This is a genomic window from Micromonospora radicis, assembly GCF_003583405.1.
Classification (GTDB): Bacteria; Actinomycetota; Actinomycetes; order Mycobacteriales; family Micromonosporaceae; genus Micromonospora; species Micromonospora radicis.
Window position 1 is genome coordinate 42,834 of sequence record NZ_QXEC01000029.1, and the last position, 24,375, is coordinate 67,208.

A 24,375-nucleotide genomic window follows, 5' to 3' on the forward strand; every position below is an offset into this window, starting at 1 on the left:
GTCCGGGCGAGGTGGGCGTAGGATCGGCAGCAGCCAAGTTACCGGGGAGTAGACATGAGTGACGCGGTTGTCGTCGGTGCGGTGCGTACCCCGGTCGGGCGGCGCAAGGGCAGCCTGGCCGGGGTGCATCCGGTCGACCTGTCGGCGCACGTGCTGCGCGCCCTCGCCGAGCGCACCGGCATCGACCCGGCCCAGGTCGACGACGTGGTGTGGGGTTGCGTCTCCCAGGTCGGCGAGCAGTCGTGGAACGTCGCCCGCAACGCCGTGCTGGCCGCCGGCTGGCCCGAGTCGGTGCCCGGCACCACCCTCGACCGGCAGTGCGGCTCCAGCCAGCAGGCCCTGCACTTCGCGGCCGCCACCGTCCTCTCCGGCCAGGCCGACCTGGTCGTCGCCGGGGGCGTGGAGTCGATGACCCGGGTGCCGATGGGGTCCAGCGTGGCCGGTGGCTCGCCGTTCACCGCGCAGATCCTGGCCCGCTACCGGGGCGTCGAGGGGGTGGCCGAAGACTCACCGCTGCCGTTCAACCAGGGCGTCGGCGCGGAACTGATCGCCCGGCGGTGGCGCCTGTCCCGTACCCAGCTCGACGAGTTCGCCCTGGCCAGCCACGAGAAGGCGGCCGCCGCCCAGGACGCCGGGGCGTTCGAGGCCGAGCTGACACCGGTCGCGCTCGCCGACGGCGGGAAGTTCGCCGTGGACGAGGGCGTACGCCGGGACACCTCCCTGGCGAAGCTGGGCGAACTACCCACCCCGTTCCGCCCCGACGGCGTGGTCACCGCCGGCTCGGCCTCGCAGATCTCCGACGGTGCCGCCGCGCTGGCGGTCACCACCAGCGAGTGGGCCAGCCGGCACGGGCTGCGGCCGCTGGCCCGGATCCACACCGCCGTCGTCGCCGCCGACGACCCGGTCGCCATGCTCACCGCGCCGATCCCGGCCACCGCGAAGGCGCTGCGCCGCGCGGGGCTGGGCATCGAGGAGATCGGGGTGTACGAGGTGAACGAGGCGTTCGCCCCCGTACCGCTGGCCTGGCTGGCGGAGACCGAGGCCGACCCGGAGCGGCTCAACCCGCGCGGCGGGGCCATCGCGCTCGGCCACCCGCTCGGCGGATCCGGCGCCCGGATCATGACCACGATGCTCGCCCACATGCGCGACAACGGCATCCGGTACGGCCTGCAGACCATGTGCGAGGGCGGCGGCATGGCCAACGCGACCATCGTCGAGCTGCTCTGACACCGAACCGCCCGGGGCGTCGTCGGCCGGCGAAGGGAAACCCGGTCGCGGCGCCCGGGCGATCGGGCTAGCTTGCCCGGGTGACCGAAGCCGCCGCACCGCAGACCGACTGGGCCGACCCGCGGTGGCGGGGCGCCGCCCTGGACTGGGTGACCGAGGCGCTCGCCCGTACCGGTCGCCGGGTCGCCGGCCCGGTGGAGCCCCGGGTCCGTCCCTGGTCGCTGGTCTGGCGGGTGCCCACCGACGGCGGTGACGTGTGGTTCAAGGCCAACAGCCCGGGCACCAGGTACGAGGCGGCGTTGCTCGCCGTGCTGGCCCGGCTCACCCCGGGCCGGGTGCTCGAACCGATCGCGGTGGACGCCGCCGCGGGCTGGGCGTTGCTGCCGTCCGGTGGCCCGACGTTGCGCGAGGTGGCGGGCGGTGACGACGACCTGGCCGGGTGGGTGCGGGCACTTCCCGGGTACGCCGAACTTCAGCGGGTCGCCGCCGGCCACGTCGACGAGCTGCTCGCCCTCGGCGTACCCGACCATCGTCCCGAGGCGCTGCCGGGGCTCTTCGCCGAGCTGCTCGACGACCGGGCGGCGTTGCTGATCGGCGCGCCGGACGGGCTGTCCCCCGAGGTCCACGACCGGCTACGCGGGCTGCTGCCCCGGTACGCGGAGCGTTGTCGATGGCTGGCCGGCAGCGGGATCGAAGCGTCGATCCAGCACGACGACCTGCACGACGGCAACGTCTTCGCCGGCCCGGCCGGCCACCGCTTCTTCGACTGGGGCGACGCATCGGTGGCCCACCCCTTCGGCACCATGCTGGTCACGCTGCGGTCGATCGCCCACGCCACCGGGCGTTCCGGCAGCGACCCGGCGCTGCTGCGGCTGCGTGACGCGTACCTGGAGCCGTGGACGGACCGGTCCGATCGGGACACCCTGCGGCAGGTGGCACAGGTGGCCGCCGAGGTGACCGTGGTCAGCCGGTCGCTCTCCTGGCGGCGGGCCCTGGCGACGGCCGACCCGAGCCGGGCGGAGTACGCCGCCGCCGTGCCGGGCTGGCTGGAGGAGTTGCTCGCCACGCCGTGCTGACCGGTCGGTCGCGGCCGTCATGGCTGCTCACCGCCGTAACGTGGAATTTGCAAAAAGCACGTTCGTGAGCCACGTCACCCAGCGAACACCATCGTTGGGCAGAGCATGGACGTCTTCTCCCGAACGTTCCTTCCGGCCGCCGCCGAGGCCGGGCTGGCGGTGCAGACCGCCAGCCGGCACATGCCGGTGTTCCGTCGCTGCGTGGGTTCCGGCGACGCCACCGTTCTGGTCACCCGATGCAGCCGGCCCGACCGGCCGATGTCCGGTGAGTACCTCCTCCTGCTCACCCACCGACGACTCGTGATCACCCGGCAGACCCGGGTACTGCACCGGCTCCAGCTGCACCTCAACACCGAGCTGCGGGAACTGAGCCACGTCACCTGGAGTCCCGACCCGAGGCAGCACTCCGTCGAACTGGCCGCCACCGCCATCGACGGCATCCGCGAACGGTTCCTGATCCGCACCCAGCACCCGAGGCAGGTGTGGCAGCTCGACGCGCTGCTCAACCACGCCTTCCGCACCCGGGTGCGCAGCGCCCAGCCCCGGGTGGTGGCCACCGTCGCCGAAGCACCCGCCGCCGGCCGGCGCGCCGCGTTCAAGCCCGCCGTGGCCCGCTGACCGGGTGTTCTTACCGAACCCGAACACTGACTGACGCCGCCGTACCCCGGCGATCGGCAATCATGGCCCGGTGACCGTCGACAACCCGCGGCGTGGGCTGGTCCTCGTCGTGGAGGACGAGCCGAGCATCGCCGACCTGGTTCGGCTCTACCTGAGCCGGGACGGCTTCGGCGTCCACGTCGAAGCCGACGGCGTCGCCGGCCTGGCCGCCGCGCGTCGGCTGCGGCCGGTGGCGTGCGTACTCGACATCGCCCTGCCGGGCCTGGCCGGTACCGAGATCTGCCGGCGGCTACGCGAGGGCGGCGACTGGACCCCGGTCATCTTCCTCACCGCCCGCGACGACGAGGTGGACCGGATCGTCGGCCTGGAACTGGGCGCCGACGACTACGTCACCAAGCCGTTCAGCCCACGGGAACTGGTGGCCCGGGTACGCGCCGTGCTGCGGCGTACCGCCGGTCCGCCGGACCAGGCCGAGGCGCCGCTGCTGCTCGGTCGGGTCGCGCTGGACCCGGCCCGCCGTACGGTGACCGTGGACGGCGCACCCGTGCAGCTGACCTCCACCGAGTTCGACCTGCTGGCGTACCTGATGGGTCGGCCGCGTCGGGTCTTCACCCGGGAGGAACTGCTGGCCCGGGTGTGGGGGTACGCCGCCCACGCGGGCACCCGCACGGTCGACGTGCACGTGGCACAGATCCGGGCGAAGCTCGGCGCGGCGAGTGTGATCCGGACCCACCGGGGCGTCGGGTACGCCGCCGATGCCTGACCCCCGTCGTACGCTGACCGCCCGCGCGGTGCTGGTGACCTGCGCGGTGGCCCTGGTGTCGGTGCTGGTGACCGCGTTGGTCGCGGTGCCGGTCGCGGTCCGCGCCGCGGAACGGCGGGACCAGCAGGCGTTGGCCGTCCAGGCGCAACTCGCCGCCGACCTGCTGCGGGCCCGGCCCGGCCGGGTCCGCGACCTGGCCGGCGAGCGGCTGGTGCGGCAGTTCGCCGCCCAGGGCATCGACGTGTACGTCGTCTCCGCCGGTCGGGTCGACCAGCCCGGCCTGCCGGCGCAGGTGGTGACCCGGGTGGCCGGCGGGAACGACGTCTCCGGGCGACGACTGGTGGCCGGGCAACGGGCACTCGTCGAGGGGCGGGCGTTGCCCGGCGGCGACGGCGTGGTGCTGACCCGGTCCGCCGGTGTCGGCGTGTGGCGGCAGGTGCTGCGGGGGCTGTGGCTGCCGCTGCTGGCCGGGCTGGCCGCCGGGGCCGTCGCCGGGACGTTGCTCGCCCGCCGGCTGGCCCGGCCGATCCGGCGGGCGGCGGCCGCGGCGGCCCGGCTGCGCGCCGGGGACCGCTCGGTCCGGCTGCCGGTCGAGCCGCCCGCCGAGGTGGCCGACCTGGCGTACGCCCTCAACGGGTTGGCGGCGGCGCTGGCCACCAGCGAGGGCCGCCAACGGGAGTTCCTGCTCTCCGTCTCGCACGAGCTGCGTACCCCGTTGACCGCGATCCGTGGCTACGCCGAGGCGCTGGCCGACGGTGTGCTGGCGCCCGAGTCGGCGGCGGACACCGGCCGGACCATGCTGGCCGAGGCGGAACACCTGGACCGGCTGGTCGCCGACCTGCTGGCGCTGGCCCGCCTGGAGGCGGTGGACTTCCCGCTGGCGCCGGTGCCGGTCGACCTGGCCCGGCTGGCCGCCGACGCCGGCCGCACCTGGGCCGACCGCTGTGCCGCCCTCGGCGTGGTGTTCCGGGTCGAGGCGGGCGCGCCGTCGGTGCCCGCGTACACCGATCCGGGACGGATCCGGCAGGTGGTCGACGGGCTGCTGGAGAACGCGCTGCGGGTGGTACCGCCGGGTGCCCCGGTGGTCCTCGCGGTGCGGCCGGCGGGGGCGGACCCGGCCGCCGGTGGGCTGCTGGAGATCCGCGACGGCGGGCCGGGGCTCACCGACGACGACCTGGCGGTGGCCTTCGAGCGCGGTGCGCTGCACCAGCGGTACCGGGGGCTGCGCAAGGTCGGCAGCGGGCTCGGGCTGGCCCTCGCCGCCGGCCTGGTGCGCCGGCTGGGTGGGCAGATCAGCGCCGGCCACGCGCCCGAGGGCGGTGCGGCCTTCACCGTCCGGCTACCGGCGGCTCCTTACCCACCTCGAACATCGGCCTGATCGTCCGCTCATCCCGCCGTACGACGCTGGGGGCGACGGCGACACCGAGGAGAGGACGACGAGATGACACGCAGGGGAACCTTCACCGCCACCACCGCACTGCTCGTGGCGGTCACGTTGGGCGCCACCGGTTGCGGTGGTGTGGCGCAGGGCGGCCGGGACGCCGCGCAGGAGGCCGTCGACGTGGTCGCGGCGCTGGGCGCCGAGGGTCAGGCCCTCGCCGCGCTCGGCTTCGACCCCGCCGAGTTGGATCCCGAACCGGCGGCTTCGGAGCCGCCGGCCGAGCCCGCCGCGACCACCGGGACGCCCCACCGGGAGCGGGTCGAGCAGTGGCGCGAGCGTCGGGCGGCCCGGGTGCTGCTGCGCCGCGACACGCTGCACGGTGAGGCCGTCGTGCAGACCAGGGACGGCGGTACGAAGACCGTCGCGGTGCAGCGCGGTGAGGTGACCGCCGTCGACGGCGACCGGATCACCGTGAAGTCGGCCGACGGCGTCACCCAGAGCTGGACCTTCGCCGACGACCTGCGGGTGATCGAGCGGCGCCGGACCATCCGGTCCACCGACATCCAGGTCGGCACCGAACTGGGGGTGGCCGGCACCAGGAACGCCGACACCCTCGTCGCCCGGCTGATCGTCGTTCCGCTCGACCGGGACTGACCGCGGACCCGCCGGGCGGTGGGCGTTCCCGCCCGGCGGTATCCCCGGCCCCGGCGTGACTCAGTCCGGTGCGGGCAGGGCGTAGCCGACGAAACTGCGGAACTCGAACTGCCAGCCCGCCGGCACCAGGTCGGCGCAGAGCGTACGGCTGCCCACGCAGACGATCGCGTCCAGCGAGGCCGGATCGGCGGGCGGACGGTCATCCAGCACCGACTGGAGGGCCAGCAACTCGGGTGGGCGCCCGTCGGCGTCGCGCAGCAGCAACCACCAGGGGTACTCCCAGTCGTCGTTGCGCTGCGACAGGCCGATCCGGCGCGCCTCGGCGACCCGTACCGCGTCGGCGGCCCAGTGGTACTCCGCCGTCCACTGCGGGCGACGCAGGAACCGCATGTCCCACTCGGCCGTGGTGAAGACCGACCCCGCGCCGACCAGCCGGCGGGGGAAGCCGTACGACACCGCCAGCACCCCGGCCAGCGCGCAGGTGGTCAGCACCGTCACGGCGAGGGTCGCGGCGACCGGACGGCGCCCACCCGCCGCGCGCCCCGTCCGCGTCGGGGCGCCGTCCCGCGCCGGGTCGACCGCGCCGGCCGCGGCCGAGCGGCGCAGCAGCGCGTCCAGCCAGAGCCCGGCCAGCGGTACGGACACCGCCACGGCGTAGAGCAGCAGCCGGTTCCCCCAGGGCTGCCACTTGATCATTGCGGTGTGCAGCACCACGGCGGTGACCACCGCCAGGCCGTACGCCCGCAACGCGCCCGCCGACCCGGGGCTGATCCGGGCCGGACGGCGTAGCGCCGCCACGACCCCGATCAGCGCCAGCGCCCCGGCCAGCGGGAAGGCCACCCGGTCCTCGTCCGGGTACCACGACGGTTCCGGAAACCGCTCCTGGCCGAAGGTGATGGCACGGTCCTGCGGGTCGACCCCGACCAGACCGGCCACGCCGACGATCGCGTCGGCGGTCACCTCGCGCAACGGGGCCAGCGGGGTGTCCAGCGCGGTGTGCCCGATGCGAAGGGCGTTCACCAGCACCGACGCCGGGTCGTGCCGCTCCATCGGTACCGACTCCCGCAGCCGCTCCGGCCCGAGCGGGTGACCGAACTCGGCGTACACCCGGCCGAGGAACGGGCCGACCACTCCGGCGGCGACCACCAGGATCAGCGCGGAGGCGCCGACCGTACGCCCGATCCCGCCGACCGGCGCCCGCCGCCCGACCGGCCGGTCCCGGTACGCCAGCCGCAGCTGGCCCAGTCCCCAGAGGACCAGCAGCGGACCCACCGCGAGCAGCCCACTGGTCTTGGTCAGCGCGGTCAGCCCGGTCGCCGCGCCGAGGGCGAGCAGCTCGCCCAGCCCGGCCCGCCGCCGCAGCCCGTCCAGTGCGAGGGTGGCCGCGCAGGCCACCCAGGCGGCACAGACCAGATCGGTCTGGGTGCTGGTCGCCTGCAACGTCACCATCGGCGTGGTAGCCAGCACGAAGGCGGTGAGCAGCTGGGCTCGCCGGCCACCGCCGAGCTGCGCGGTCACCCGGGCGACCGCCAACAGGCAGCCGATCCCGGCGGCCCACTGCACCAGGTTGTACAGCGCGTCCGATCCGGTGAACAGCCGCAGGTGCAGCAGCAGGTACTCGGCGCCCGGCGGGATGGTCACCTGCCGGTGGATCGCGGTGGCCCAGAACGCCAGGTCACCCTGGGCCACCCAACGCTCCACCTTGGGCAGGTGGTACGTCTGCGAGTCGAAGTTGTTCGGCGCGGCCAGCAGGGCGATCAGCAACTCCACCAGGAGCAGCCCGCCGATCGTGCCGGCGAGCAGCCGTTCGCCCCGGCCCGCCGTACGCCAGAAGCCGGTGAGCAGCGCCCACCAGCCGGCGCCGCCCGGTGTGCCCGGCGCGGAGTCCGCGCCCGGGCCGCTCGCCGGGCGGTCGGGTCCGGTGGGTCGGCTGTCGGTGGCCGTCGCGGTCGCCAGCGCGGCCGGGACGCCCGACGCCGCGCCGACCAGGGCGGGTGGCGTCGCGGCGGATCGGTCGGTGTCCGGAAGGGAGGCCGCCTCGGCAGCCCGGTCGCGGCGGGCCCGGTCGACGCGGCGGCGCCAGCCGGCCGCGAGCGCGCAGCCGGTCACGAAGAGCAACCACGCCAGGCCGAACGCGGCCACCGTCAACAGCCGCAGCGCGCCCAGCAGCTCGACGGTCAACACCGCGAACGCGCCGGTGGCCAGCGCCGCCCGGATGACCGCCAGGCGCCGGGGCGCGACTGTCTCCACGTTGCGTGGCCGCAGCGCTACGGCGAGCAGAGCGGTGGCGGCGATGGGGCCCAGGACGAGCGGAAAGCCGGCGGCCGACATGGCGGGAAGTAAACACCATCGGCCTGAATGCCTGACCCCCGATCTCCGATGGCAGTCGGCACCACTCCGCTGAGCTGCCAAGCTAGGCTATGGCCGACATACTGCCGCCCTCGTGGAGATTCCCGTGAAGCTGTCGATCCTCATGCCGGTCTACAACGAGGAAGAACGCATCGCGGATGCCCTCAAGCAGGCGCTGGCCGTGGAGTATCCGTGCGAGATCGAACTCGTGGTGGTCGACGACGGCAGCCGCGACGGCACCGGCGAGGTCCTCGGCCGGGCCGACGACGCCCGGCTGCGGGTGATCACCCACCAGCGCAACGCGGGCAAGGGTGCGGCCATCCGCACGGCGGTCGCCAACGCGGAGGGTGAGTACATGGTCATCCTCGACGCCGACCTGGAGTACGACCCGCAGGACATCCCCAAGCTGCTCGCCCCGGTCCTCGACGGCCGGGCCACGGTCGTCTACGGGAATCGGACCTTCGGCAGCCACAGCGCCTACAGCTTCTGGTACGTGATGGGCAACAAGGGCGTCACGATGGCCGCCAACGTGCTCTTCAACTCCTACATCGGTGACCTGGAGACCTGCTTCAAGCTGATGCCGGTGGAGCTCTACCGCTCGCTGGACGTCCGGTCCCGGGGGTTCGGGATGGAGGCCGAGGTCACCGGCAAGCTGCTGCGCCGCCGGATCCGGCCGTACGAGGTGCCGATCAGCTACCGGGCCCGGGGTCGGGAAGAGGGCAAGAAGATCACCTGGCGGGACGGCGTCGAGGCGCTCTGGATCCTCGGTCGCGAGCGCACCCGTCGCCGCCCCGCCGACCCCCAGCGCTAGACGTACTGCCCGAGCATCGCCGGTGTCGGCGTGCGGTCGGCCGCCGCCGGGGTGAGGAAGCCGGTGACCGAGCGGCGTAGCCCGGCCGGATCCAGGCCGTGCCAGCGCAGATGGTCCTCGGCCGAACCGTAGCGGCGCAGTTCCTCCCGTCCCACTCCCAGGGCGAGCAGCCGGTGCGGCCGGTCCGCCAGGGCCGCCGCGACCACCCGGGCCGAGGTGCCGGCCAGGTAGGGCTCGACCAGGATCACCTCGTTGTCGGCGAGCGTCCGCAGGCCGGCCGTGTCGAAGGGGCGCGGCCGGTGGGTGTACGCCACCGTGACCGGCAGGCCCTCGGTGGCGGCGAGCGCGGCGTCCAGGGTCGGCCCGACCGCGACCAGCAGGGCGGCGCCCGCGCCCGCGTCCCGTACCAGCACCAGATCGCCGTCACCGGGGTACGGCCGGCCGTTCGACAGCGTCGACAGCCGCAGGTACGCCGAGCCGTCGGCGGCGACCGTCGTACGCAACAGGCCGGGTACCTCGTCCGGGTGACCCGGTACGTGCACGGTCCAGCCGGACAGGGTGTCGACAAGCGCCACGTCGGCCGGGCTCAGGTGGGTCCGGCCGGCCGACGCCCGGTCGAACGAGGCGCCGATGCTGACCAGCACCGCCCTCGCCGCCTGGTGGTCGAGGTCGAGCTTGATCTGCTCGTACGCCCGCTCGACGAGGAACGGTGCGTAGCTGTGCACGATCGGCCGCAGCCCGGTCAGTGCCAGCCCACCGGCCACGCCCAGCATCAACTGCTCCCGGATGCCGACGTTGAGCACCCGGTCCGGATGCCGCTCGGCGGCCGCGGTGAACAGCGCGGCCGAGATGTCGGCGAGCACCAGCGCGGTACGCGGCTCCTGCGCCAGCAGGGTCGTGGTGGTGTCGACGAAGCTGTCCCGCATCTCCATGTCAGCGTCCCTCCTCGTGGTCGACGACCGCGACGACGACGTGCGGCCGGTGGCCGTGCTGACCGGTCAGGGCCGCGTACAGGGCGTCGTGGTCCCGTCCGTCGACGGTGGCGGCGGTCCACCCGTTGACGGTGAACCGGGTCGCCGGCCCGCCCGACCAGCCGTGGGTGGCGGAGGCGTTGTCCAGCACGATGGCGGTCAGGTTGCCCAGGCCGGCCGCGCCCGCGTACGCGATCGCCTCGTGGTTCGAGCCCTCGTCCAGTTCGGCGTCGCCGACCAGCACGTACACCCGGGGGTCGAGCAGGCCCTGGGCGCGCAGGCCGAGGGCGGTGCCGACGGCCAGCCCCAGGCCGTGCCCGAGCGAGCCGGAACCGATCTCCACCCCGGGCACCAGGGTCCGGTCCGGGTGGTCACCGAGCCGGCTCTCCGGCCCGCCCTGGTCGTCCAGCCAGCCGGGCGGGACGAAGCCCTTCGCGGCCAGCACCGCGTAGTAGCCGGCGACCGCGTGTCCCTTCGAGAGCAGGAACCGGTCGCGGTCGGGATCGTCGGCGGTCGCCGGGGTGATCCGCAGGATCCGGTCGTAGAGCACCCAGAGCACGTCGAGGGTGGAGTAGACGTTCGGGCCGAAGTCGCGTCCGGCGCGGACCCGCTCCAGCAGCGGGGCGATCGGATGCCGGCCGTCGAGCGGCGCGGCGGCTTCGGCGACACGGGTGGTGATGGTGGCGAGTGAGTTCATACGGATACCCTGCAAGTTGAAGCGAGGTTCAACTCAAGGCAGAGTGATGCACGAAGCACTCACCATCGGTCAGCTCGCCGCCCGCAGCGGGGTGGCCCAGTCCGCCCTGCGCTACTACGAGCGGCTGGGGTTGATCCGGGCCGAGCGCACCAGCGGCAACCAGCGCCGGTACCACCGCAGCGAGCTGCGCCGGGTGGCGTTCATCCGGATCGCCCAGCAGGTCGGCGTCTCGCTGGAGGAGATCGGCGACGCCCTGGCGGCGCTGCCCGCCTCGCGTACGCCCACCGCCGAGGACTGGGCGCGGCTCTCCACCGCCTGGCGGGAACGCCTGGACGAGCGGATCCGGCTGATGGAGCGGCTCCGCGACGACCTCGACGGCTGCATCGGCTGCGGCTGCCTGTCGCTCCGCCGCTGCACGCTCTACAACCCCGGCGACGAACTGGCCGTTGAGGGGCCGGGCGCCCGGTTGACCCTGCCCCGCTGACCCGCCCGTCGCGCGGTCACCCGACGGTCAGCAGCACCTTGCCGACGTGTTCGTTCGACTCGACCAGGCGGTGCGCCTCGGCCGCCTCGGTGATCGGCAGCCGCCGGTCGACCACCGGTCGGATCCGGCCCGCCTCGACCAGCGGCCATACCTGCTCGCGTACCCCGGCGACGATCGCGGCCTTCTGGTCCGGCGGCCGGGACCGCAGCGCGGTGGCCGCGACGGTGCCCCGCTTGGCCAGCAACGCGCCGAGATCCAGCTCACCCTTGCGCCCGCCCTGCATGCCGATCGTCATGAGCCGCCCGTCCGGCGCCAGCGCGGCCACGTTACGACCCAGGTATGACGCGCCCATGATGTCGAGGATCACGTCCGCGCCCCGACCTCCGGTGACCTTGCGGACCTCCTCGACGAAGTCCTGCTCGCGGTAGTCGACCAGATGGACGGCGCCCAGCTCACGCAGCCGGTCGTGCTTGACCGCCCGAGCCGTCGCCACCACGGTCGCCCCCAACGCCATGCCGAGCTGTACGGCGAAGGCGCCGATCCCGCTGCCGCCACCGTGCACCAGCAGCGTCTCGCCCGCCGTCAGGCGGGCCAGCCGGACCACGTTCGACCAGACCGTCGCCGCCACCTCGGGCAGCCCGGCGGCATCGACCAGGTCGACCCCCGCCGGAACGGGCAGCAGCTGACCGGCGGGCACGGCCACCCGTTCGGCGTACCCGCCGCCGGCCAGCAGCGCGCAGACCTCCTGCCCGACCGCCCAGTCGGCCACCTCCGTACCGACCGCGGTGATCACGCCGGAGCACTCCAGCCCCAGGTACGCGGGCGCGCCGGGCGGCGGCGGGTAGTGCCCCTGCCGTTGCAGCAGGTCGGCCCGGTTCACCGCGGTGGCCCGCACGTCCACGAGCACCTCGCCCGGCCCCGGTTGCGGGTCGGGCACCTCGGTCCAACTCAACACCTCGGGGCCGCCAGGCTCGGTGACGGTGATCGCGCGCATGGCCCAGTCTTACCCGATCCGCCCGCGCCGCACCTTCCGGACCGCCACACCACCTCGCCGACCGACCTCAGTGGAGTCCGCCCGAGCACCCGGTACGCCACGGAGGGTAAGTGATCATGGTGAAACGGGTAGCTCCCCCGCTGACCGGTCAACGGGGCGTGGCAAACTAAGCACGGCCACGCCCTGCGTGGTCCGGGAGGGTTCGCCTAGTGGCCGATGGCGCTGGTCTTGAAAACCGGTAAGGCAGCGATGTCTTCGTGGGTTCGAATCCCACACCCTCCGCCTGGTGGCGATCTCCTAAGACGCAGCTCAGCCCCGGTTTCTAGGCCGGGGCTGAGCGCTGTCGGGGAATGGTGGTGGATTCAGTGGCGGCCGACGGGTGATCGTCTCGCCGGTACACCTCAGGTGGGTGGGTTGGTCGCCACGAACGATCCCTTGCCCTGGTGGGTCTCGATCAGCCCGCGTTCGCCGAGGATTCGTAGCGCGAACTTGATCATCGTGTTCGAGATGCCGTACTGGACGGTCAACTGCGAGATTGACGGCAGCTTGTCGCCGGGCTTGAGCGTGCCGCCACGGATCGACGCGGTGATGTCGTCGACGACGTGCTCGTACAGCGGTTTACGGCGGTGGGGCATGGCAGGCCACCCTTCGTCAGCCCCACCAGATTGCCACGGTCCATTGCTTCCTATGCTTGCTGTGTTGACTGAGGTTGCTAAGTAACCTAAGTTCAGCCCATCGGGTCCTTCGTCAGCAGCGAGGTCACCCGACCCGAGGCAGGGCGGCGGCTTCCCCCGTTCGCCGCCCTGCCTTCCTCCTGGTGTGAAGGAGGCACCGATGCCGGATGAGCGCCCGTACGACGGGCCCTGTCCGCCCGCGTACCCCTTCTGCACGGTCGGCCGCCCGTCCCCGACGGGGAGCGTTATCCGGTGCCCGGCCGCGTGCCACTGCCGCGCCGGCAGCTCGCGGTCGGCTGGATCGTCGCCGGCATGGTTCTGGTCGTGATGGTGGCCGGCATCGTCGGGTGGCTTCCGTGACCTCGATGTACGACGAGGTGGGTATGCGCGACCTGGTCATGGCGGCGGCCGTCGTGCTGGCCCGGCACCGGGACGGCAGCTGCGCGGTGTGTACGCCGGATGGGTGCCGGGAACTCGCGTGGGCCGGGCCGGTGGTGGCGGCGTGGGAGCGGGAGTGGGCGGCGGTGGCCGGTGAGGCAGCGAGATCGTGGTGACCTGTCGGTGGCTCAGCGTTCCGGCCGGGGTCTCCGTCGGTCGGCGTCGATCTTCTGGTCGGCGAGCTTCTCCAGGGCGCGGCGCCGTTCGTCGCGCAGCACCTGTTGGTCGCGGTGCCGGAGGGCGTCGACCAGCGCGCCGAGGAAGTCACGCCAGATGCTGGCCACGGAACTCCTTCGATGGACAGTTGCAGGGGGACAACAGCCGTGAGCGGCTTTCGGTTACGGCGACCGGGGTCGCCGTTTCGTTACGGCCGGAACACGGTGTGGGGTTCCCTCGAATGCTGGCGCGGCACAGGGTATGAAGGGGCGCAGATACCCCACTTCCACCGGAAGGACCTGTCTCGATGACCTTGGAGCGACCCATCGCCCCGGATCCGTACGAGCTGCTGCCGACCGTTGCCTCGTTCACGCTGACCAGCGCGGATGTTCAGAACGGTGAGCCGATGGACGCGGCCCACGCGCACGGCAGCACGGGCGGCGGCAACGTCTCACCGCAGTTGGCCTGGTCGGACTTTCCGGCCGCGACCAAGGGCTTCGCCGTGACCTGCTTCGACCCGGACGCGCCGACCGGCAGCGGATTCTGGCACTGGGTGCTGGTGAACCTGCCGGCTGACGTGACCGAGCTGCCGCGCGGTGTGGCCGGTGACGATCTGCGGGGGGCCTTCACCGTCCGTAACGACTACGGCGAGCAGGGTTTCGGCGGTGCGGCGCCGCCGGCCGGTGACCGCCCGCACCGGTACGTCTTCGCGGTGCACGCGCTCGACGTGGAGCGCCTCGATCTCACGCCCGACGCCACTCCCGCCTACGTCGGCTTCAACCTGACCTTCCACACCCTGGCCCGGGCCACGATCCGCCCCACCTACCAGATCCCGGCCTGACGGCTCCCGGGCCAACCTTGTTGATCATGAAGTTGGTGGGCGCTTCGACCGCGAGCGTCGAGCCAACTTCATGATCAGCCGGGGGTGGTTCAGGCGGGCCGGCGGGCGACGGCGAAGACCGACTGGCCGAAGGGCGGGCGGGCGAGTTGCTCGGCGGCCTTGGTCGCCGGGAGTACCAGGGTGTCGTAGACCCGCACCATCGGGCCCTCCTTCGGCATCAGCCGGAACACCTTGGTGGCCATGAAGTACCCGATCAGGCCGAGCGCGTTCGCGTAGTGGATCTTCTCCACCGCCAGGCCCGCCTCGGTCATCGCCGCCGACAGCGTCTTCTTGGTGTAGCGGCGTACGTGTCCGGTGGCGATGTCGGCCGGGCTCATCGCGAACTGGAACGCCGGCACGATGATGACGACCGCGCCCCCCGGCCGGACCAGGTTCCCCATGCTGCGCAGCGCGGCGACGTGGTCCTCGATGTGCTCCAGCACGTTGTAGGACACCGCCGCGCTGTAGTCGCCCTGTTCCGGGTTCGGCAGCAGCATCTGACGCACCTCGATGCCCGGCCGGTCGGCGAGGCGTTCCTTGAGCGCCACCAGGCGATCCGGGTCGGCCTCGGTGGCGGTGAACCGGGGGAAGTGCTCGGCCCACTCCAGGGCGTAGTCGCCGAGACCGCTGCCGATCTCGATCGGGTTCTCGCCGAGGTAGGGCACGGCCAGCTCGACGAACCAACGTCGGTGGTTGACCGCGGTGGCGAGGCCCTCCAGGACCTCGGACTGCACGCGCTGATCCCCAGTGATTTCTGCCATGCGTCGATTCCTCACGATGCGACTCGACCCGTGCCGGGACCGACTGAGTGAATCATCCGCTCGGGGGGCGGAACCATCGGGCCCGGGGTGGCCGAATTGGTCGGGGCTAGGTGCACGATCGGTGGTGGTCAGCGAACTTGGCAGATGTTACGCGAGAGCGCCGAACCCTGCACGACAGCCCGATTCGCCGACTACGCTCGGAATTGCTATGACTACTCCTGAATCGGGTCGCCCGGTCGGGGAGTCCGGGGCGGGAGAGTCGACGGACGATCCGGCGCGTGACGGTCGTCGCCGCAGCTCAGGGCGGTGGAAGGACGTCGCCGCCGGGGCCAGCTTCGTGCTGCTGGGCTTCTGGGTGACCGCCCGGATGTGGTGGAATCCCTCGCACGGCATCCGCGACAATCGCACCGATATGGCGCAATTCGAATGGATGATGGCGCACGGTGCCCGAGTCGTGACGGAATTCGCCTACCCGTTCTCGTCTGACCGGATGAACGTCCCGGAATCGGTCAATCTCATGGCAAACACCTCAGTGTTGTCCGTGTCGCTGCCAATGGCGCCGATCACCGTGCTGTTCGGCACCCGGGCCGCGTTCCTGGTCTTCCTCACCCTCGGGATGATCGCCACGGCGACCGCCTGGTACTTCGTACTGTCCCGGGTGATCATCGGCGCGCGCGGGCCGGCCTGGCTGGGCGCGACCTTCTGCGCGTACGCCCCGGCGATGGTCTCGCACGCCAACGCCCACCCGAACATCGTCTCGCAGTACGTCGTACCGCTGATCATCTGGCGTACCGTGCGGCTGGCCCAGGGTGGGCGGTGGCTGCGCAACGGCCTGCTGCTCGCGCTGGTCATCGTCTGGCAGGCGTTCCTGAACCTGGAGATCCTGCTGATGACCGCGATCGGCCTCGGCGTGGTGGTCGTGGCGCTGGCGCTCGGCCGGCCCGAGCTGCGCGGCCGGACCCGTCCGTTCCTGGCCGGGCTGGGCGTGGCCGCGGCGGCGTCCGGCCTGCTGCTGGCCTACCCGCTCTACGTCCAGTTCTTCGGCCCCGGCGCCTACAACGGGCTGTCCTGGCTGATCCGCGGCTACTCCACCGACCTGGCCTCGTTCGTCGCGTACGCCCGGGAATCGCTGGCCGGCGACGCGCGCAGCGTGACCCGCCTGGCCAAGAACCCCACCGAGGAGAACTCCTTCTTCGGCTGGCCGCTGGTGATCCTGGTGGCCGCGCTGGTGTGGTGGCTGCGCCGCAACGTGGTGGTGATCGGCCTGGCCCTGCTGGGCCTGCTCTTCGCGGTGCTCTCGCTCGGCCGGGAGATCCGCTTCGACGGCGAGGGGACCGGCATCCCCGGCCCCTGGGCGCTGCTGGAGGATCTCCCCGTGCTGCACTCGGTGGTGCCGACCCGGTGGGCGCTGGCGATCACGCCGATCATCGGGCTGCTGCTCGCCTACGGCGCCGAGCGGGTGCGGGAAGTCGCCGCCCGGTACCCGGACCGGCGCGCCCAGATCCGCTTCGGCACGGTGACCGTGCTGGCCATGGCGCTGGTGCCGGTGCTGCCCACGCCGTTGCCCACCAAACGCCTCGAACCGACGCCGGAGTTCGTCACCTCCGGCGCCTGGCGGCCGTACCTGACCGGCGGGCGCAGCGTGGTGACCCTGCCCCTGCCCGACACCGAGTACGCCGACCCGCTGCGCTGGTCCGCGCAGACCCGACTGGCGATGCCGATCGCCCGCGGCTACTTCCTCGGCCCCGACACCCGCCCCGGCAAGGACCGGATCGCCCTGTTCACCGCACCACCCCGGCCGACCAGCAGCTTCTTCGGCGCCGTCCGGCGTACCGGGGAGGTGCCGCCGATCAGCGGGCAGGCCCGCCGCGACGCGGTCGAGGATCTGCGGTACTGGCGGGCCGGCGTGGTGGTCCTCGGCCCGCACGAGCACGCCGACGCGCTGCGAACCGCGATGACCGAACTGACCGGGATCGAACCCACCCACACCGGCGGGGTCTGGGTCTGGGACGTCCGCCCGCTGACCGACTGAGCCCCGGTCAGGAACTGCGGATGCAGCAGCCCTGACACACCTTCGGCTGCGGCAGGGTGAAGGCCAGGCAGCAGGTGCGCCGCTGCACGGTCGGCTCGCCGTTCGGGCCGGGTACCAGCTCCACCAGGTCGGCCAGGCCGAGCGTGTCGAGCAGCGTGTCGATCGCCTCGACCGCGGAGCCGGGCAATCCGTCGGCGGCCAGCAGCAGGGCGTGCGCGACGCTGGCGGCCACCGAACCGAGCAGGGTGCGGGTACCGATGCGGACCTCGCCCTGGATCGCCTTGACCAGCGGGGACAGGTGTGCGTCGAGCAGCGTGGCCCGCAGCATCGCCAGCAACTCCCGCTCGTCGGTCACCACCCGGACCTCGGGCAACCCGGCGAGCGCCAGCGGGTCGTTGGGCAGCACCGCGACCGGGGTCGACCGGCGCAGGCCCAGGGTCACCAGCGTGCTCCGGTCGGCGAAGTGGACGAGCGTGGCCGCGGGGTCGAGCAGCGGCACCCGCCGCGCGGCGGCCCAGCCGAGCACCACCGGCAGCGCCGCCCAGTAGCTGTACGCCTTCCAGGCCAGTGCGGCCGAGGCGTGCGGGGTGCCGCCCCAGAGCCGGGCGGCCGAGTCGAGCAACTCGGGCAGCCGGGTGCCGTCGGTCAGCGTGGTCGCCGGGGCCCAGATGGTCTCGTCGGCGACCACCAGGCCCGGGGCCAGCCCGGGCAGCACGTCGGTGCCGAACATGGCGCGCAGCGTCGCGGTGACCGGCGCCAGCGGTGTGGCGGGTACGTGCTGAACAGGCAGCACCGCAGTCACCTGCTCCACCCCCGTTTCGGTCCGCCGAACTTGGCTAAGGCTAGCCTAACCACACTTGGCGGCGCGGGGGACTCTTATCGTGCGGAGCGGGAGCGGCCTGGGTCACTCGGTCACCCGGAGTGCTCGCCCGAAAGCTCGGCGCAGTTTCGTCGGAAATCGTCCCAGAGTCAAGCATCTTGTCGACAACATGCCACTTCCGTGCGCGTCCGGCAACCCAACGTGAAACTTGGTACACCCGGCCACGAGGAAGCTGATGACGACCTCACCGCTCGATCGGGCTGCCGACTCCTTCGCCGCCGAACTCGCCCGGCACCGGACGGAGCGGGGGCTGTCCAAGAAACAGCTGGCCGCGATGATGGGCTTCGACCCGTCGTACGTCAGCCACGTCGAAGGGCGCCGACACCGCCCCACCGAGGACTTCGCCCGCCGGGCCGAGGCCGCCCTGGAAGCCAGCGGCGCGATCTGGCAACGCTTCCAGGAGTACGACCACCTGCGTCACACCCGCAGCGAGCGTGACCAGCGGGAGTCCGGCCCGGCGGGGCGGTGGATGCCACCCGCCACCGGTCTGATCGTCGAGCGGGAACTCGCCACCCTCACCCACACCGAGGACGGGTACCACTGCGTCATCCGCCGCGAGCTGTACAACGCCGGAGTGGAACCGGTCACCCGCTACCTGGTGCGGGTCGCCGTCGACCGCTACCCCAACGATCCGGGTCGGTCCAACCGCCACCACCGGGAGCACCCACTCACCTTCGCCGAACTACAACTACGGGCACACCGGGAGGAAGCCGGCGAGCGTGAGGCGATGCACTGGCGGACGAAGTACGACCGGGACGCCTTCAAGGAGATCTGGCTGCTCTTCGAGAATGCCGAACGGCGCTTCCCGCTCTACCCCGGCCACTCCGCCACCATCGAGTACACCTACACCGTCGGACCGGACAAGTGGGGGCCCTGGTTCCAGCGGGCGGTGCGCGTACCGACCCGGCGTCTCGCCGTACGACTTGACCTGCCGGTCGACCTGGACCCGCAGGTCTGGGGCGCGCAGATCTCCCTGTCGGCCGACGAAGGCCCACTGCGCAGGGCGATCACCCGGCGCGACGAGGCAGACCGGGCGATCTTCGACTGGTCGACCGACGACCCGCCGCTGAACGCCCGCTACCGGATGCAGTGGCGCTTCCGTGCCCAACCGGAGCCCGAACCGGAGGGCCGGCGGGTCCGGCCGTCCGAACGGATGCGCGGCCTCGGCATCGTCCAACGCGGCGCCGACCTGCTGCGGCAGCCGGCCAGACCGTTCGACCTGCCACACGAGGAACAGGCGGCGCAGGAGATCGTCGACCGGCTGATCGCCGCGCTGGCCCGGCTCGACGAACTGCACCCGTTCGCCAAGGGGGTCGGGGTGGCCGCCCCACAGTTCGCCATCGACCGCGCGGCGGCCGTCATCCGACCGCCCGACCGCGGCGCCGAACCCGTGGTACTGCTCAACCCCCGGGTGGTCGACGCCGCGTCCGACCTCGACGAGCAGTACGAAGGCTGCCTCTCCTTCTTCGACCACCGCGGACTGGTGCCACGCCCGCTGCGGGTGGACGTGGAACACGCGCAGTTCGACGGCGGACGGGTGATCACCTCGTTCGAGTTCGGCATGGCCCGGCTGGTCGCCCACGAGATCGACCACCTGGAAGGCCGGCTGTACGTCGACCGGATGGCACCGGGGGTGCCGCTGGTGCCGGTCGAGGAGTACCGCGAATCCGGCCACCCCTGGCGCTACTGACAACAGCTGCCGCTGTTGCACGACCACGCCTGGTCCGGGTGACCGACGGCCGGCCAGGTGTGCCGTTTGCTGTTGCACGACCACGCCTGGTCCGGGTGGGAAGGACGGCCGGCCAGGCGTGGTCGTGCGGGCGGTGCCGGTCCGCCCGATCAGGGGGACCGGGGCGCGTGCCCCAGGGGGCAGGAGCACGCGCCCCGGTTCGGGGGGAGAAAAGCTCTACAGGTTGCCGAACGTGTCGTACCGGGTGTGGTTCGGCGGGACCTCGTCGGCGGCGAGCACCCGCAACGTCGACCGGACCATCGCCACCGAACCGGAGACGTAACAGTCGTGCGCGGTCCACGGGCCGTACCGGGCCACCACGTCGGAGATGTCGCCCTGCTCACCGTCGAAGTCCGGGTCGTCGCTGCACGCCGCGGTGACCGACAACCACGGGTGGGCCGCCACCAGCTCGCGCAGGGTGTCGAGGCCGTAGAGGTCCTCCTCGGTACGCGCGCCGTAGAAGACGTGCACCCACCGGGCCCGGTTGAAGGTGGCCAGCTCCTCCACCAGCGCCTTGATCGGCGCCAGCCCGACGCCCCCGGCGACGCAGAGGATGTCCCGCTCCGACGAGCGGTCCAACGTCATCGAACCCATCGGGGCAGCGACCCGCAGCAGATCACCCGGCTTGATCCGGCGGACCAGGGCACCGGAGACCCAGCCGGCGGCCTCCGGCGGCGTACGGACGTGGAACTCCAGCACGTTCTCGTCGTTCGGGGCGTTCGCCACCGAGTACGTCCGCCACACCCGGGGATGGTGCCGGGGCGCCTCGATGCTGACGTACTGGCCCGCCTTCCAGGCCAGCGGGTGCTGCAGGGCCCGGCAGGTGAAGACGGCGGTGTCCGGCCCGTACCGTTCGTGGGTGAGCACCTCGGCGTGCCAGAACGGCGGGTTGCCGTCGGCCGCGGCACCGGCCAGCATCTTCTCGCTGATGGCCGCGTACGCGTCCCGCCACGCCTGGTCGTACTCCAGGTTCCAGCCGTCACCGGCGGTGCTGCGCAGGGCGTCCAGCAGCGCCACGCCCATGGTCTCGTAGTGCGCCGCATCGACGTGGTACTTGCGGTGGTCCCGGCCGAGCGCGCGGAGGAACTCGTCGAAGCCCTCCGGGTCGTCCACCGTGTGGATCGCCGCGATGATCGCTTCGAGGAGCCGATCGCCCTGCCCGGACATCTGTACCGGGAAGAGCTTGCGCAGCTCGGGATCGAGGAGGAAGAGCCGGGCGTAGAAGTGACCGCTCAGCCGGACCCGGTCCTCCTCGACGAGGGTCCAGCTCTCCTTCAGCAGCCGCGCGAAGTTGTCCACCGGGGGGCGCTCCTTCTCTGACGGCGGATCGGGCCCCCATAGAATGTCCACGGAGCGTGCATGAAGGTCGCACAGAATGTGCGACCGCACGTGAGGTCGGCTCAGTGGGCACCCGGATGCCACCAGCGCGTACGGTCCGGCAGAGTGGTGCGGTGACCGTTGAGCTGACCCGACCGGTGTCCCGCCGGATGCTCGGCACCGAGACGTTACTGGTGCTCGGCCTCTCGCTCGGCCAGTCGGCCGTCTACGCCACCGTCTCGCTGATCGCCAAACTGACCGCCGAGGGCGGACTGTCCCGGCAGACCGCCGCGCTGAACACCTCCGCCTCGGCCCGGCCCTACCTCGACCTGACGTACCAGCTGCTCGGCATCCTGTTCGCGCTACTGCCGGTGCTGCTCGCCGTACACCTGCTGGCGCGGGACCCCGGCGACCCGGTGCGGACGCTCGGCCTGGACGCCCGACGACCCGGATCCGACCTCGCCCGCGGCGCCGGGCTGGCGGCCCTGATCGGGCTGCCCGGCCTCGTCCTGTTCTGGGCGGCCGCCCAGCTCGGCATCAACGCCACCGTGGTGCCGGCGGCGCTGCCCGACCTCTGGTGGACCGTGCCGGTGCTGATCCTCGCCGCCTTCCAGAACTCCATCCTGGAGGAGGTGATCGTGGTCGGCTACCTGATGACCCGGCTGCGCCAACTCCAGTGGCGGGTCGGCGCGGTCATCGCCACCAGCGCCCTGCTCCGCGCCTCCTACCACCTCTACCAGGGCTTCGGCGCGTTCGTCGGCAACGCCGTCATGGGCGTCGTGTTCAGCCTCTTCTACCTGCGTACCCGCCGGGTGATGCCGCTGATCGTGGCCCACGCCCTGCTCGACATCGTCGCGTTCGTCGGCTACAGCCTGTTGCCGAAGGACTGGTTCTCCTGGCTCTGACCCCCCGCCATCGCCGCCCGGCAGGGCTGCTCTGACCGCCAACCCCGCCGCCCGGCAGGGCTGCTCTGACCGCCAACCCCGCCGCCCGGCAGGGCTGCGTGGCGCCGAGCCGGGCCGGTCGGCGCGAACCTCCCCGCTCGACTACCGCCGCGGCGGGCGGTAGCTGGCCGTGGTCCGCGCGGCCAGCCGTTGGGCCGCCGCGGAGTCACCCGCCGCCGCGGCCAGTGCCGCCGCGCCCGGCAGCAGCCGGGACACCAGCCGCAGCGCCAGCCAGCCGCCGGCCTGAGCGGTGAGCGGCGCGGCCAGCCGCCAGGCCGCCTCGACCGCCCGCGGCCCAGGCTCCTCACCCGGGCCCTCGCCAGCCGCCCGGGCCGCCGCCAACGCCGAGCGGGCGCTCGCCGCATCCGGATGCACCTGGGTCAGTACCAGCAACTCCACCGCCCGATCCGGATGCGCCGGATCCCGGCCGTACGCCGCGGCCAGGTGCAGCACCAGGTTCGCCTGCGACCAGAGCACCGTCACCAGTTCGACCACCGGTGCGAAGACACCCGCCAACGCCGCGCTCGCCCCACCCACCGCGGCCTGCCGCACGAAGCGTTGCCCGGCCAGCCGGGCCAGGCCGTCCGCGCTCGCGTCCGGGTACATCTCCCGCAACCGCCGTGCCCACCCGTCGGCCCGCGGTCCGAGCGCGTCGACGGCGGCCAACGCCAGCAACTCCGGCGCGAAACCCGGGTGGTCGAGCACGCGGGCGACCAACGCCCGCAGCTCCGATTCCGGCGTACGCCGTGAGGCTGCCGCGTCGACCGGTCCCGATTCCACCGGCAGCGGCTCCGCCGTGGGTACGACCGCCCCGCCCGTCGCCGCCGCTTGGGTGCGTGTCGCGGGTGGGACCGTCGCCGGCTTGCGCGCTGCTTTGCGCACCGGCACCTTTCGGTCCGTCACGGGTGTGGCGTCGCTCACTTCCGTCCCGGTTGGCCGGGCGGTCGCCGCCTTCTTCGCGGTCACTGCCTTCTTCGCCGTTGTTGGGCGCTTCGGCGTTGCCCGCGTCGCGGGCGTCGTCTCGCTCGCGGCGGTCGCCTCCGTTCCCGGCGTGGTGGGCTCGCCCGCCGGTGCGGCCGGCGCGGATTCCGCGGCGGTGGTCGTCTCCGGTACCGGCCTCGCGGCCGTTACCTTCTTCGCCGGTCTTGCCCGCTTCGCGACGGCCCTCTTCCGTGGCACGGACGAATCCTCCGGTGCCGCTGCCTGCGCCGCTGTCGGGGCTGGTGCTGGTGCTGGTGCCGCCGATTCCGGCTGGTCGTCGTCACGGCGCCGCTGCGCTGCCACCCCCGTTCGTGCGGTCCGGTTCCCGCCGGTGTCGGCGGGCGCGGCCAGGAACGGCGGTGGGGGCGCGGAGGGAGCCGGCCGGGCCTGACGCGGCACCGGCTGGTCGACCGCGGGCGGCGGTTGGAACAACACGCCGGGCGCCGCCTTCGCGCGCCGGGACCGCTCCGGCGCGGACTCGTCACGCGGTTCGCCCTGGTCCGCCGGTGGTACCGGTGGCGGCGTGAAGGTCGCCTTCGGGGAGCGCCGGCGTGCTCCCTCAGCAGACTCGGGCCGGTTCTGCTCGCTGGGCGGCTGCTCCTGCATGTCGATGGAGCGTAGTCCTGATCACGGCGGCGCACAGCGTTGAAGCCCCGCCCACCGACCCCGAACGACCGGTACCCGGTAGTCGCTTTGCCCCCGGCCGGGCGGGGACTGTATCCTCGGCCCCGGTGGTCTGCGGGCCACCAGGGAGACTTCGCCTAGTCTGGTCTATGGCGCCGCACTGCTAATGCGGTTGGGGTCTTAAAGCCCCTCCCGGGTTCGAATCCCGGAGTCTCCGCGCGAAGGCCGGGTGTGTAGACTGGCCGAGCACCAGCGCCCGTAGCTCAACGGATAGAGCATCTGACTACGGATCAGAAGGTTAGGGGTTCGAGTCCCTTCGGGCGCACCACTTGACCAGGAAACATAGCCAGTCGGCTATGTTTCCTGTCTTCGTATGGGTCACGTGTGGGTCACGGTTGTGACCCACGTTTGCCCAGCTCAGGGGCGCTTTTTCCCGCTCGAGCGACCCTTCGACGGCCGAGCACCCACGGAGCACCCACGGTCCCGTCAACTGGGGACGCCAAGAAGGCATTGTGCTTGTTTCCGCAGGTAGCGGCCCTACCCTGATGCGCACCGGCAACGCCGCCGCAGCCCGGCACATCTGATTACCTGTCAGATGCTCCACGCAAGATCGACAGCTTCGACCGAGTCGACCTGGGCTGGACACCGGTCCGACGCCGATGCCGGGCATCCTGTTCACCTCGCAGTGACCTGGTCGTTGGTAGGGCGGGGAAGACCGTTTCAGCGGTCTGGCTGCACCACGATGGGTTTCCTGCCGGCAGATTAGGGCCGGATCGGTGACGCCGTGTCAGCACGCCAGTAGTCCCAGCCGCAGGAGCTCCTGGCGGCTGGGACTACGTACGACCACTGGACCTAATGACTTCTGGAAGGGAGTTGTCCGGCAAGCTCCTGGTGGTTGGTAAGTCGTCGGCTGGTGAGCCCTCGTTGCGCCTTC

The 24,375-nt window shown here is 72.5% G+C and carries 24 protein-coding genes and 3 tRNA genes; 17 read left to right on the plus strand and 10 right to left on the minus strand.

Annotation, left to right across the window (positions count from 1 at the left end; all coding sequences use genetic code 11):
* Positions 1-54 precede the first annotated feature (54 nt).
* The 6 genes from D2L64_RS23220 to D2L64_RS23245 all read left to right on the plus strand — a co-directional run bounded on the left by D2L64_RS23220 (position 55) and on the right by D2L64_RS23245 (position 5,719).
* The gene (locus D2L64_RS23220; protein WP_119579328.1) at positions 55-1,227 is read left to right on the plus strand and encodes a thiolase family protein; all 1,173 of its coding nucleotides are present in this window, start codon (positions 55-57) and stop codon (positions 1,225-1,227) included.
* 80 nt (positions 1,228-1,307) lie between these two features.
* Positions 1,308-2,303: a phosphotransferase gene (locus D2L64_RS23225; RefSeq protein WP_119579329.1), complete on the plus strand. Its 996-nt coding sequence runs from the start codon at positions 1,308-1,310 to the stop codon at positions 2,301-2,303.
* A 105-nt stretch (positions 2,304-2,408) separates the two neighbouring features.
* Positions 2,409-2,921, plus strand: a complete 513-nt coding sequence (locus tag D2L64_RS23230) for a hypothetical protein (RefSeq protein ID WP_119579330.1) — start codon at positions 2,409-2,411, stop codon at positions 2,919-2,921.
* A gap of 70 nt (positions 2,922-2,991) precedes the next feature.
* Positions 2,992-3,684 carry a response regulator transcription factor gene (locus D2L64_RS23235; protein WP_119579331.1) on the plus strand — a complete coding sequence of 231 codons (693 nt, stop codon included), beginning with the start codon at positions 2,992-2,994 and terminating at the stop codon, positions 3,682-3,684.
* Entirely contained in the window at positions 3,677-5,062 is a 1,386-nt protein-coding gene (locus D2L64_RS23240; RefSeq protein ID WP_119579332.1) for a sensor histidine kinase, read from the plus strand. Before D2L64_RS23235 ends, D2L64_RS23240 begins: the two co-directional genes overlap by 8 nt.
* 63 nt (positions 5,063-5,125) lie before the next feature.
* The gene (locus tag D2L64_RS23245; protein ID WP_119579333.1) at positions 5,126-5,719 is read left to right on the plus strand and encodes a hypothetical protein; all 594 of its coding nucleotides are present in this window, start codon (positions 5,126-5,128) and stop codon (positions 5,717-5,719) included.
* A 60-nt stretch (positions 5,720-5,779) separates the two neighbouring features.
* Here D2L64_RS23245 and D2L64_RS23250 read toward each other — a convergent pair whose 3' ends face one another.
* Positions 5,780-8,050: a DUF2142 domain-containing protein gene (locus D2L64_RS23250; protein WP_119579334.1), complete on the minus strand. Its 2,271-nt coding sequence runs from the start codon at positions 8,048-8,050 to the stop codon at positions 5,780-5,782.
* Between the two features lie 124 nt (positions 8,051-8,174).
* Here D2L64_RS23250 and D2L64_RS23255 point away from each other — a divergent pair, with 124 nt between their 5' ends.
* Positions 8,175-8,879 (plus strand): glycosyltransferase family 2 protein, encoded by a 705-nt coding sequence (locus D2L64_RS23255; RefSeq protein ID WP_119579355.1) that lies wholly within the window; start codon positions 8,175-8,177, stop codon positions 8,877-8,879.
* Here D2L64_RS23255 and D2L64_RS23260 read toward each other — a convergent pair.
* Together D2L64_RS23260 and D2L64_RS23265 are read right to left on the minus strand one after the other, a co-directional pair.
* Complete coding sequence (locus D2L64_RS23260; protein ID WP_119579356.1) at positions 8,876-9,805, minus strand: transketolase family protein; 930 nt, start codon at positions 9,803-9,805, stop codon at positions 8,876-8,878. The two genes, D2L64_RS23255 and D2L64_RS23260, sit on opposite strands and share 4 nt — an antisense overlap.
* A 7-nt stretch (positions 9,806-9,812) precedes the next feature.
* On the minus strand, positions 9,813-10,547 hold the full coding sequence (locus tag D2L64_RS23265) for a thiamine pyrophosphate-dependent enzyme (RefSeq protein ID WP_119579335.1): 735 nt from the start codon (positions 10,545-10,547) through the stop codon (positions 9,813-9,815).
* A gap of 46 nt (positions 10,548-10,593) precedes the next feature.
* Between D2L64_RS23265 and soxR the strand changes: the two genes are divergently transcribed.
* Positions 10,594-11,031: a redox-sensitive transcriptional activator SoxR gene (soxR, locus tag D2L64_RS23270; protein ID WP_119579336.1), complete on the plus strand. Its 438-nt coding sequence runs from the start codon at positions 10,594-10,596 to the stop codon at positions 11,029-11,031.
* Positions 11,032-11,047: 16 nt separating this feature from the next.
* On the opposite strand, the gene D2L64_RS23275 is transcribed toward soxR, so the two are convergent.
* Positions 11,048-12,025: an NAD(P)H-quinone oxidoreductase gene (locus D2L64_RS23275; protein WP_119579337.1), complete on the minus strand. Its 978-nt coding sequence runs from the start codon at positions 12,023-12,025 to the stop codon at positions 11,048-11,050.
* A 195-nt stretch (positions 12,026-12,220) separates the two neighbouring features.
* On the opposite strand from D2L64_RS23275, the gene D2L64_RS23280 reads away from it, so the two are divergent.
* Positions 12,221-12,307: transfer RNA gene (locus tag D2L64_RS23280), tRNA-Ser, on the plus strand.
* Between the two features lie 119 nt (positions 12,308-12,426).
* Here the strand turns inward: D2L64_RS23280 and D2L64_RS23285 are convergent.
* A complete protein-coding gene (locus D2L64_RS23285; protein WP_119579338.1) occupies positions 12,427-12,660 on the minus strand; it encodes a GntR family transcriptional regulator in 234 nt (77 codons plus the stop codon).
* Positions 12,661-13,055: 395 nt separating this feature from the next.
* Here D2L64_RS23285 and D2L64_RS23290 point away from each other — a divergent pair, with 395 nt between their 5' ends.
* The gene (locus D2L64_RS23290) at positions 13,056-13,253 is read left to right on the plus strand and encodes a hypothetical protein (RefSeq protein WP_119579339.1); all 198 of its coding nucleotides are present in this window, start codon (positions 13,056-13,058) and stop codon (positions 13,251-13,253) included.
* Between the two features lie 12 nt (positions 13,254-13,265).
* Here D2L64_RS23290 and D2L64_RS27370 read toward each other — a convergent pair whose 3' ends face one another.
* Positions 13,266-13,421 carry a hypothetical protein gene (locus D2L64_RS27370; protein ID WP_158603533.1) on the minus strand — a complete coding sequence of 52 codons (156 nt, stop codon included), beginning with the start codon at positions 13,419-13,421 and terminating at the stop codon, positions 13,266-13,268.
* Between the two features lie 179 nt (positions 13,422-13,600).
* Here D2L64_RS27370 and D2L64_RS23295 point away from each other — a divergent pair, with 179 nt between their 5' ends.
* On the plus strand, positions 13,601-14,134 hold the full coding sequence (locus D2L64_RS23295) for a YbhB/YbcL family Raf kinase inhibitor-like protein (protein ID WP_119579340.1): 534 nt from the start codon (positions 13,601-13,603) through the stop codon (positions 14,132-14,134).
* A gap of 89 nt (positions 14,135-14,223) precedes the next feature.
* Here the strand turns inward: D2L64_RS23295 and D2L64_RS23300 are convergent, their stop codons facing one another.
* Complete coding sequence (locus D2L64_RS23300; RefSeq protein WP_119579341.1) at positions 14,224-14,934, minus strand: class I SAM-dependent methyltransferase; 711 nt, start codon at positions 14,932-14,934, stop codon at positions 14,224-14,226.
* Between the two features lie 208 nt (positions 14,935-15,142).
* On the opposite strand from D2L64_RS23300, the gene D2L64_RS23305 reads away from it, so the two are divergent.
* Positions 15,143-16,966, plus strand: a complete 1,824-nt coding sequence (locus D2L64_RS23305; RefSeq protein WP_119579342.1) for a hypothetical protein — start codon at positions 15,143-15,145, stop codon at positions 16,964-16,966.
* A gap of 7 nt (positions 16,967-16,973) precedes the next feature.
* On the opposite strand, the gene D2L64_RS23310 is transcribed toward D2L64_RS23305, so the two are convergent.
* Positions 16,974-17,696 carry an IucA/IucC family C-terminal-domain containing protein gene (locus D2L64_RS23310; RefSeq protein WP_119579357.1) on the minus strand — a complete coding sequence of 241 codons (723 nt, stop codon included), beginning with the start codon at positions 17,694-17,696 and terminating at the stop codon, positions 16,974-16,976.
* Between the two features lie 325 nt (positions 17,697-18,021).
* Here D2L64_RS23310 and D2L64_RS23315 point away from each other — a divergent pair, with 325 nt between their 5' ends.
* On the plus strand, positions 18,022-19,536 hold the full coding sequence (locus tag D2L64_RS23315) for a peptide deformylase (protein ID WP_119579343.1): 1,515 nt from the start codon (positions 18,022-18,024) through the stop codon (positions 19,534-19,536).
* A gap of 216 nt (positions 19,537-19,752) precedes the next feature.
* On the opposite strand, the gene D2L64_RS23320 is transcribed toward D2L64_RS23315, so the two are convergent.
* A complete protein-coding gene (locus tag D2L64_RS23320) occupies positions 19,753-20,874 on the minus strand; it encodes a globin domain-containing protein (protein ID WP_119579344.1) in 1,122 nt (373 codons plus the stop codon).
* Between the two features lie 152 nt (positions 20,875-21,026).
* Here D2L64_RS23320 and D2L64_RS23325 point away from each other — a divergent pair, with 152 nt between their 5' ends.
* Positions 21,027-21,797, plus strand: coding sequence for a CPBP family intramembrane glutamic endopeptidase (locus D2L64_RS23325; protein WP_119579345.1), 771 nt, complete (start codon positions 21,027-21,029; stop codon positions 21,795-21,797).
* A 141-nt stretch (positions 21,798-21,938) separates the two neighbouring features.
* On the opposite strand, the gene D2L64_RS23330 is transcribed toward D2L64_RS23325, so the two are convergent.
* Complete coding sequence (locus D2L64_RS23330) at positions 21,939-22,616, minus strand: hypothetical protein (RefSeq protein WP_233559104.1); 678 nt, start codon at positions 22,614-22,616, stop codon at positions 21,939-21,941.
* An 82-nt stretch (positions 22,617-22,698) separates the two neighbouring features.
* Here D2L64_RS23330 and D2L64_RS28055 point away from each other — a divergent pair, with 82 nt between their 5' ends.
* From D2L64_RS28055 to D2L64_RS23340, 3 genes are all read left to right on the plus strand, one after another.
* Positions 22,699-23,208 carry a hypothetical protein gene (locus tag D2L64_RS28055; RefSeq protein WP_233559105.1) on the plus strand — a complete coding sequence of 170 codons (510 nt, stop codon included), beginning with the start codon at positions 22,699-22,701 and terminating at the stop codon, positions 23,206-23,208.
* Positions 23,209-23,567: 359 nt separating this feature from the next.
* Positions 23,568-23,658: transfer RNA gene (locus tag D2L64_RS23335), tRNA-Ser, on the plus strand.
* A gap of 35 nt (positions 23,659-23,693) precedes the next feature.
* Positions 23,694-23,769: transfer RNA gene (locus D2L64_RS23340), tRNA-Arg, on the plus strand.
* The last annotated feature ends 606 nt before the right edge of the window (positions 23,770-24,375 follow it).

What these genes read in the sequence shown, in the direction of transcription:
- D2L64_RS23220 (WP_119579328.1), top strand. Translation starts at nt 55, where the DNA reads ATGAGTGACGCGGTTGTCGTCGGTGCGGTGCGTACCCCGGTCGGGCGG.
- D2L64_RS23230 (WP_119579330.1), top strand. Translation starts at nt 2,409, where the DNA reads ATGGACGTCTTCTCCCGAACGTTCCTTCCGGCCGCCGCCGAGGCCGGG.
- D2L64_RS23240 (WP_119579332.1), top strand. Translation starts at nt 3,677, where the DNA reads ATGCCTGACCCCCGTCGTACGCTGACCGCCCGCGCGGTGCTGGTGACC.
- D2L64_RS23245 (WP_119579333.1), top strand. Translation starts at nt 5,126, where the DNA reads ATGACACGCAGGGGAACCTTCACCGCCACCACCGCACTGCTCGTGGCG.
- D2L64_RS23250 (WP_119579334.1), bottom strand. Translation starts at nt 8,050, where the DNA reads ATGTCGGCCGCCGGCTTTCCGCTCGTCCTGGGCCCCATCGCCGCCACC.
- D2L64_RS23260 (WP_119579356.1), bottom strand. Translation starts at nt 9,805, where the DNA reads ATGCGGGACAGCTTCGTCGACACCACCACGACCCTGCTGGCGCAGGAG.
- D2L64_RS23265 (WP_119579335.1), bottom strand. Translation starts at nt 10,547, where the DNA reads ATGAACTCACTCGCCACCATCACCACCCGTGTCGCCGAAGCCGCCGCG.
- soxR (WP_119579336.1), top strand. Translation starts at nt 10,594, where the DNA reads ATGCACGAAGCACTCACCATCGGTCAGCTCGCCGCCCGCAGCGGGGTG.
- D2L64_RS23275 (WP_119579337.1), bottom strand. Translation starts at nt 12,025, where the DNA reads ATGCGCGCGATCACCGTCACCGAGCCTGGCGGCCCCGAGGTGTTGAGT.
- D2L64_RS23285 (WP_119579338.1), bottom strand. Translation starts at nt 12,660, where the DNA reads ATGCCCCACCGCCGTAAACCGCTGTACGAGCACGTCGTCGACGACATC.
- D2L64_RS23295 (WP_119579340.1), top strand. Translation starts at nt 13,601, where the DNA reads ATGACCTTGGAGCGACCCATCGCCCCGGATCCGTACGAGCTGCTGCCG.
- D2L64_RS23300 (WP_119579341.1), bottom strand. Translation starts at nt 14,934, where the DNA reads ATGGCAGAAATCACTGGGGATCAGCGCGTGCAGTCCGAGGTCCTGGAG.
- D2L64_RS23305 (WP_119579342.1), top strand. Translation starts at nt 15,143, where the DNA reads ATGACTACTCCTGAATCGGGTCGCCCGGTCGGGGAGTCCGGGGCGGGA.
- D2L64_RS23310 (WP_119579357.1), bottom strand. Translation starts at nt 17,696, where the DNA reads ATGTTCGGCACCGACGTGCTGCCCGGGCTGGCCCCGGGCCTGGTGGTC.
- D2L64_RS23315 (WP_119579343.1), top strand. Translation starts at nt 18,022, where the DNA reads ATGACGACCTCACCGCTCGATCGGGCTGCCGACTCCTTCGCCGCCGAA.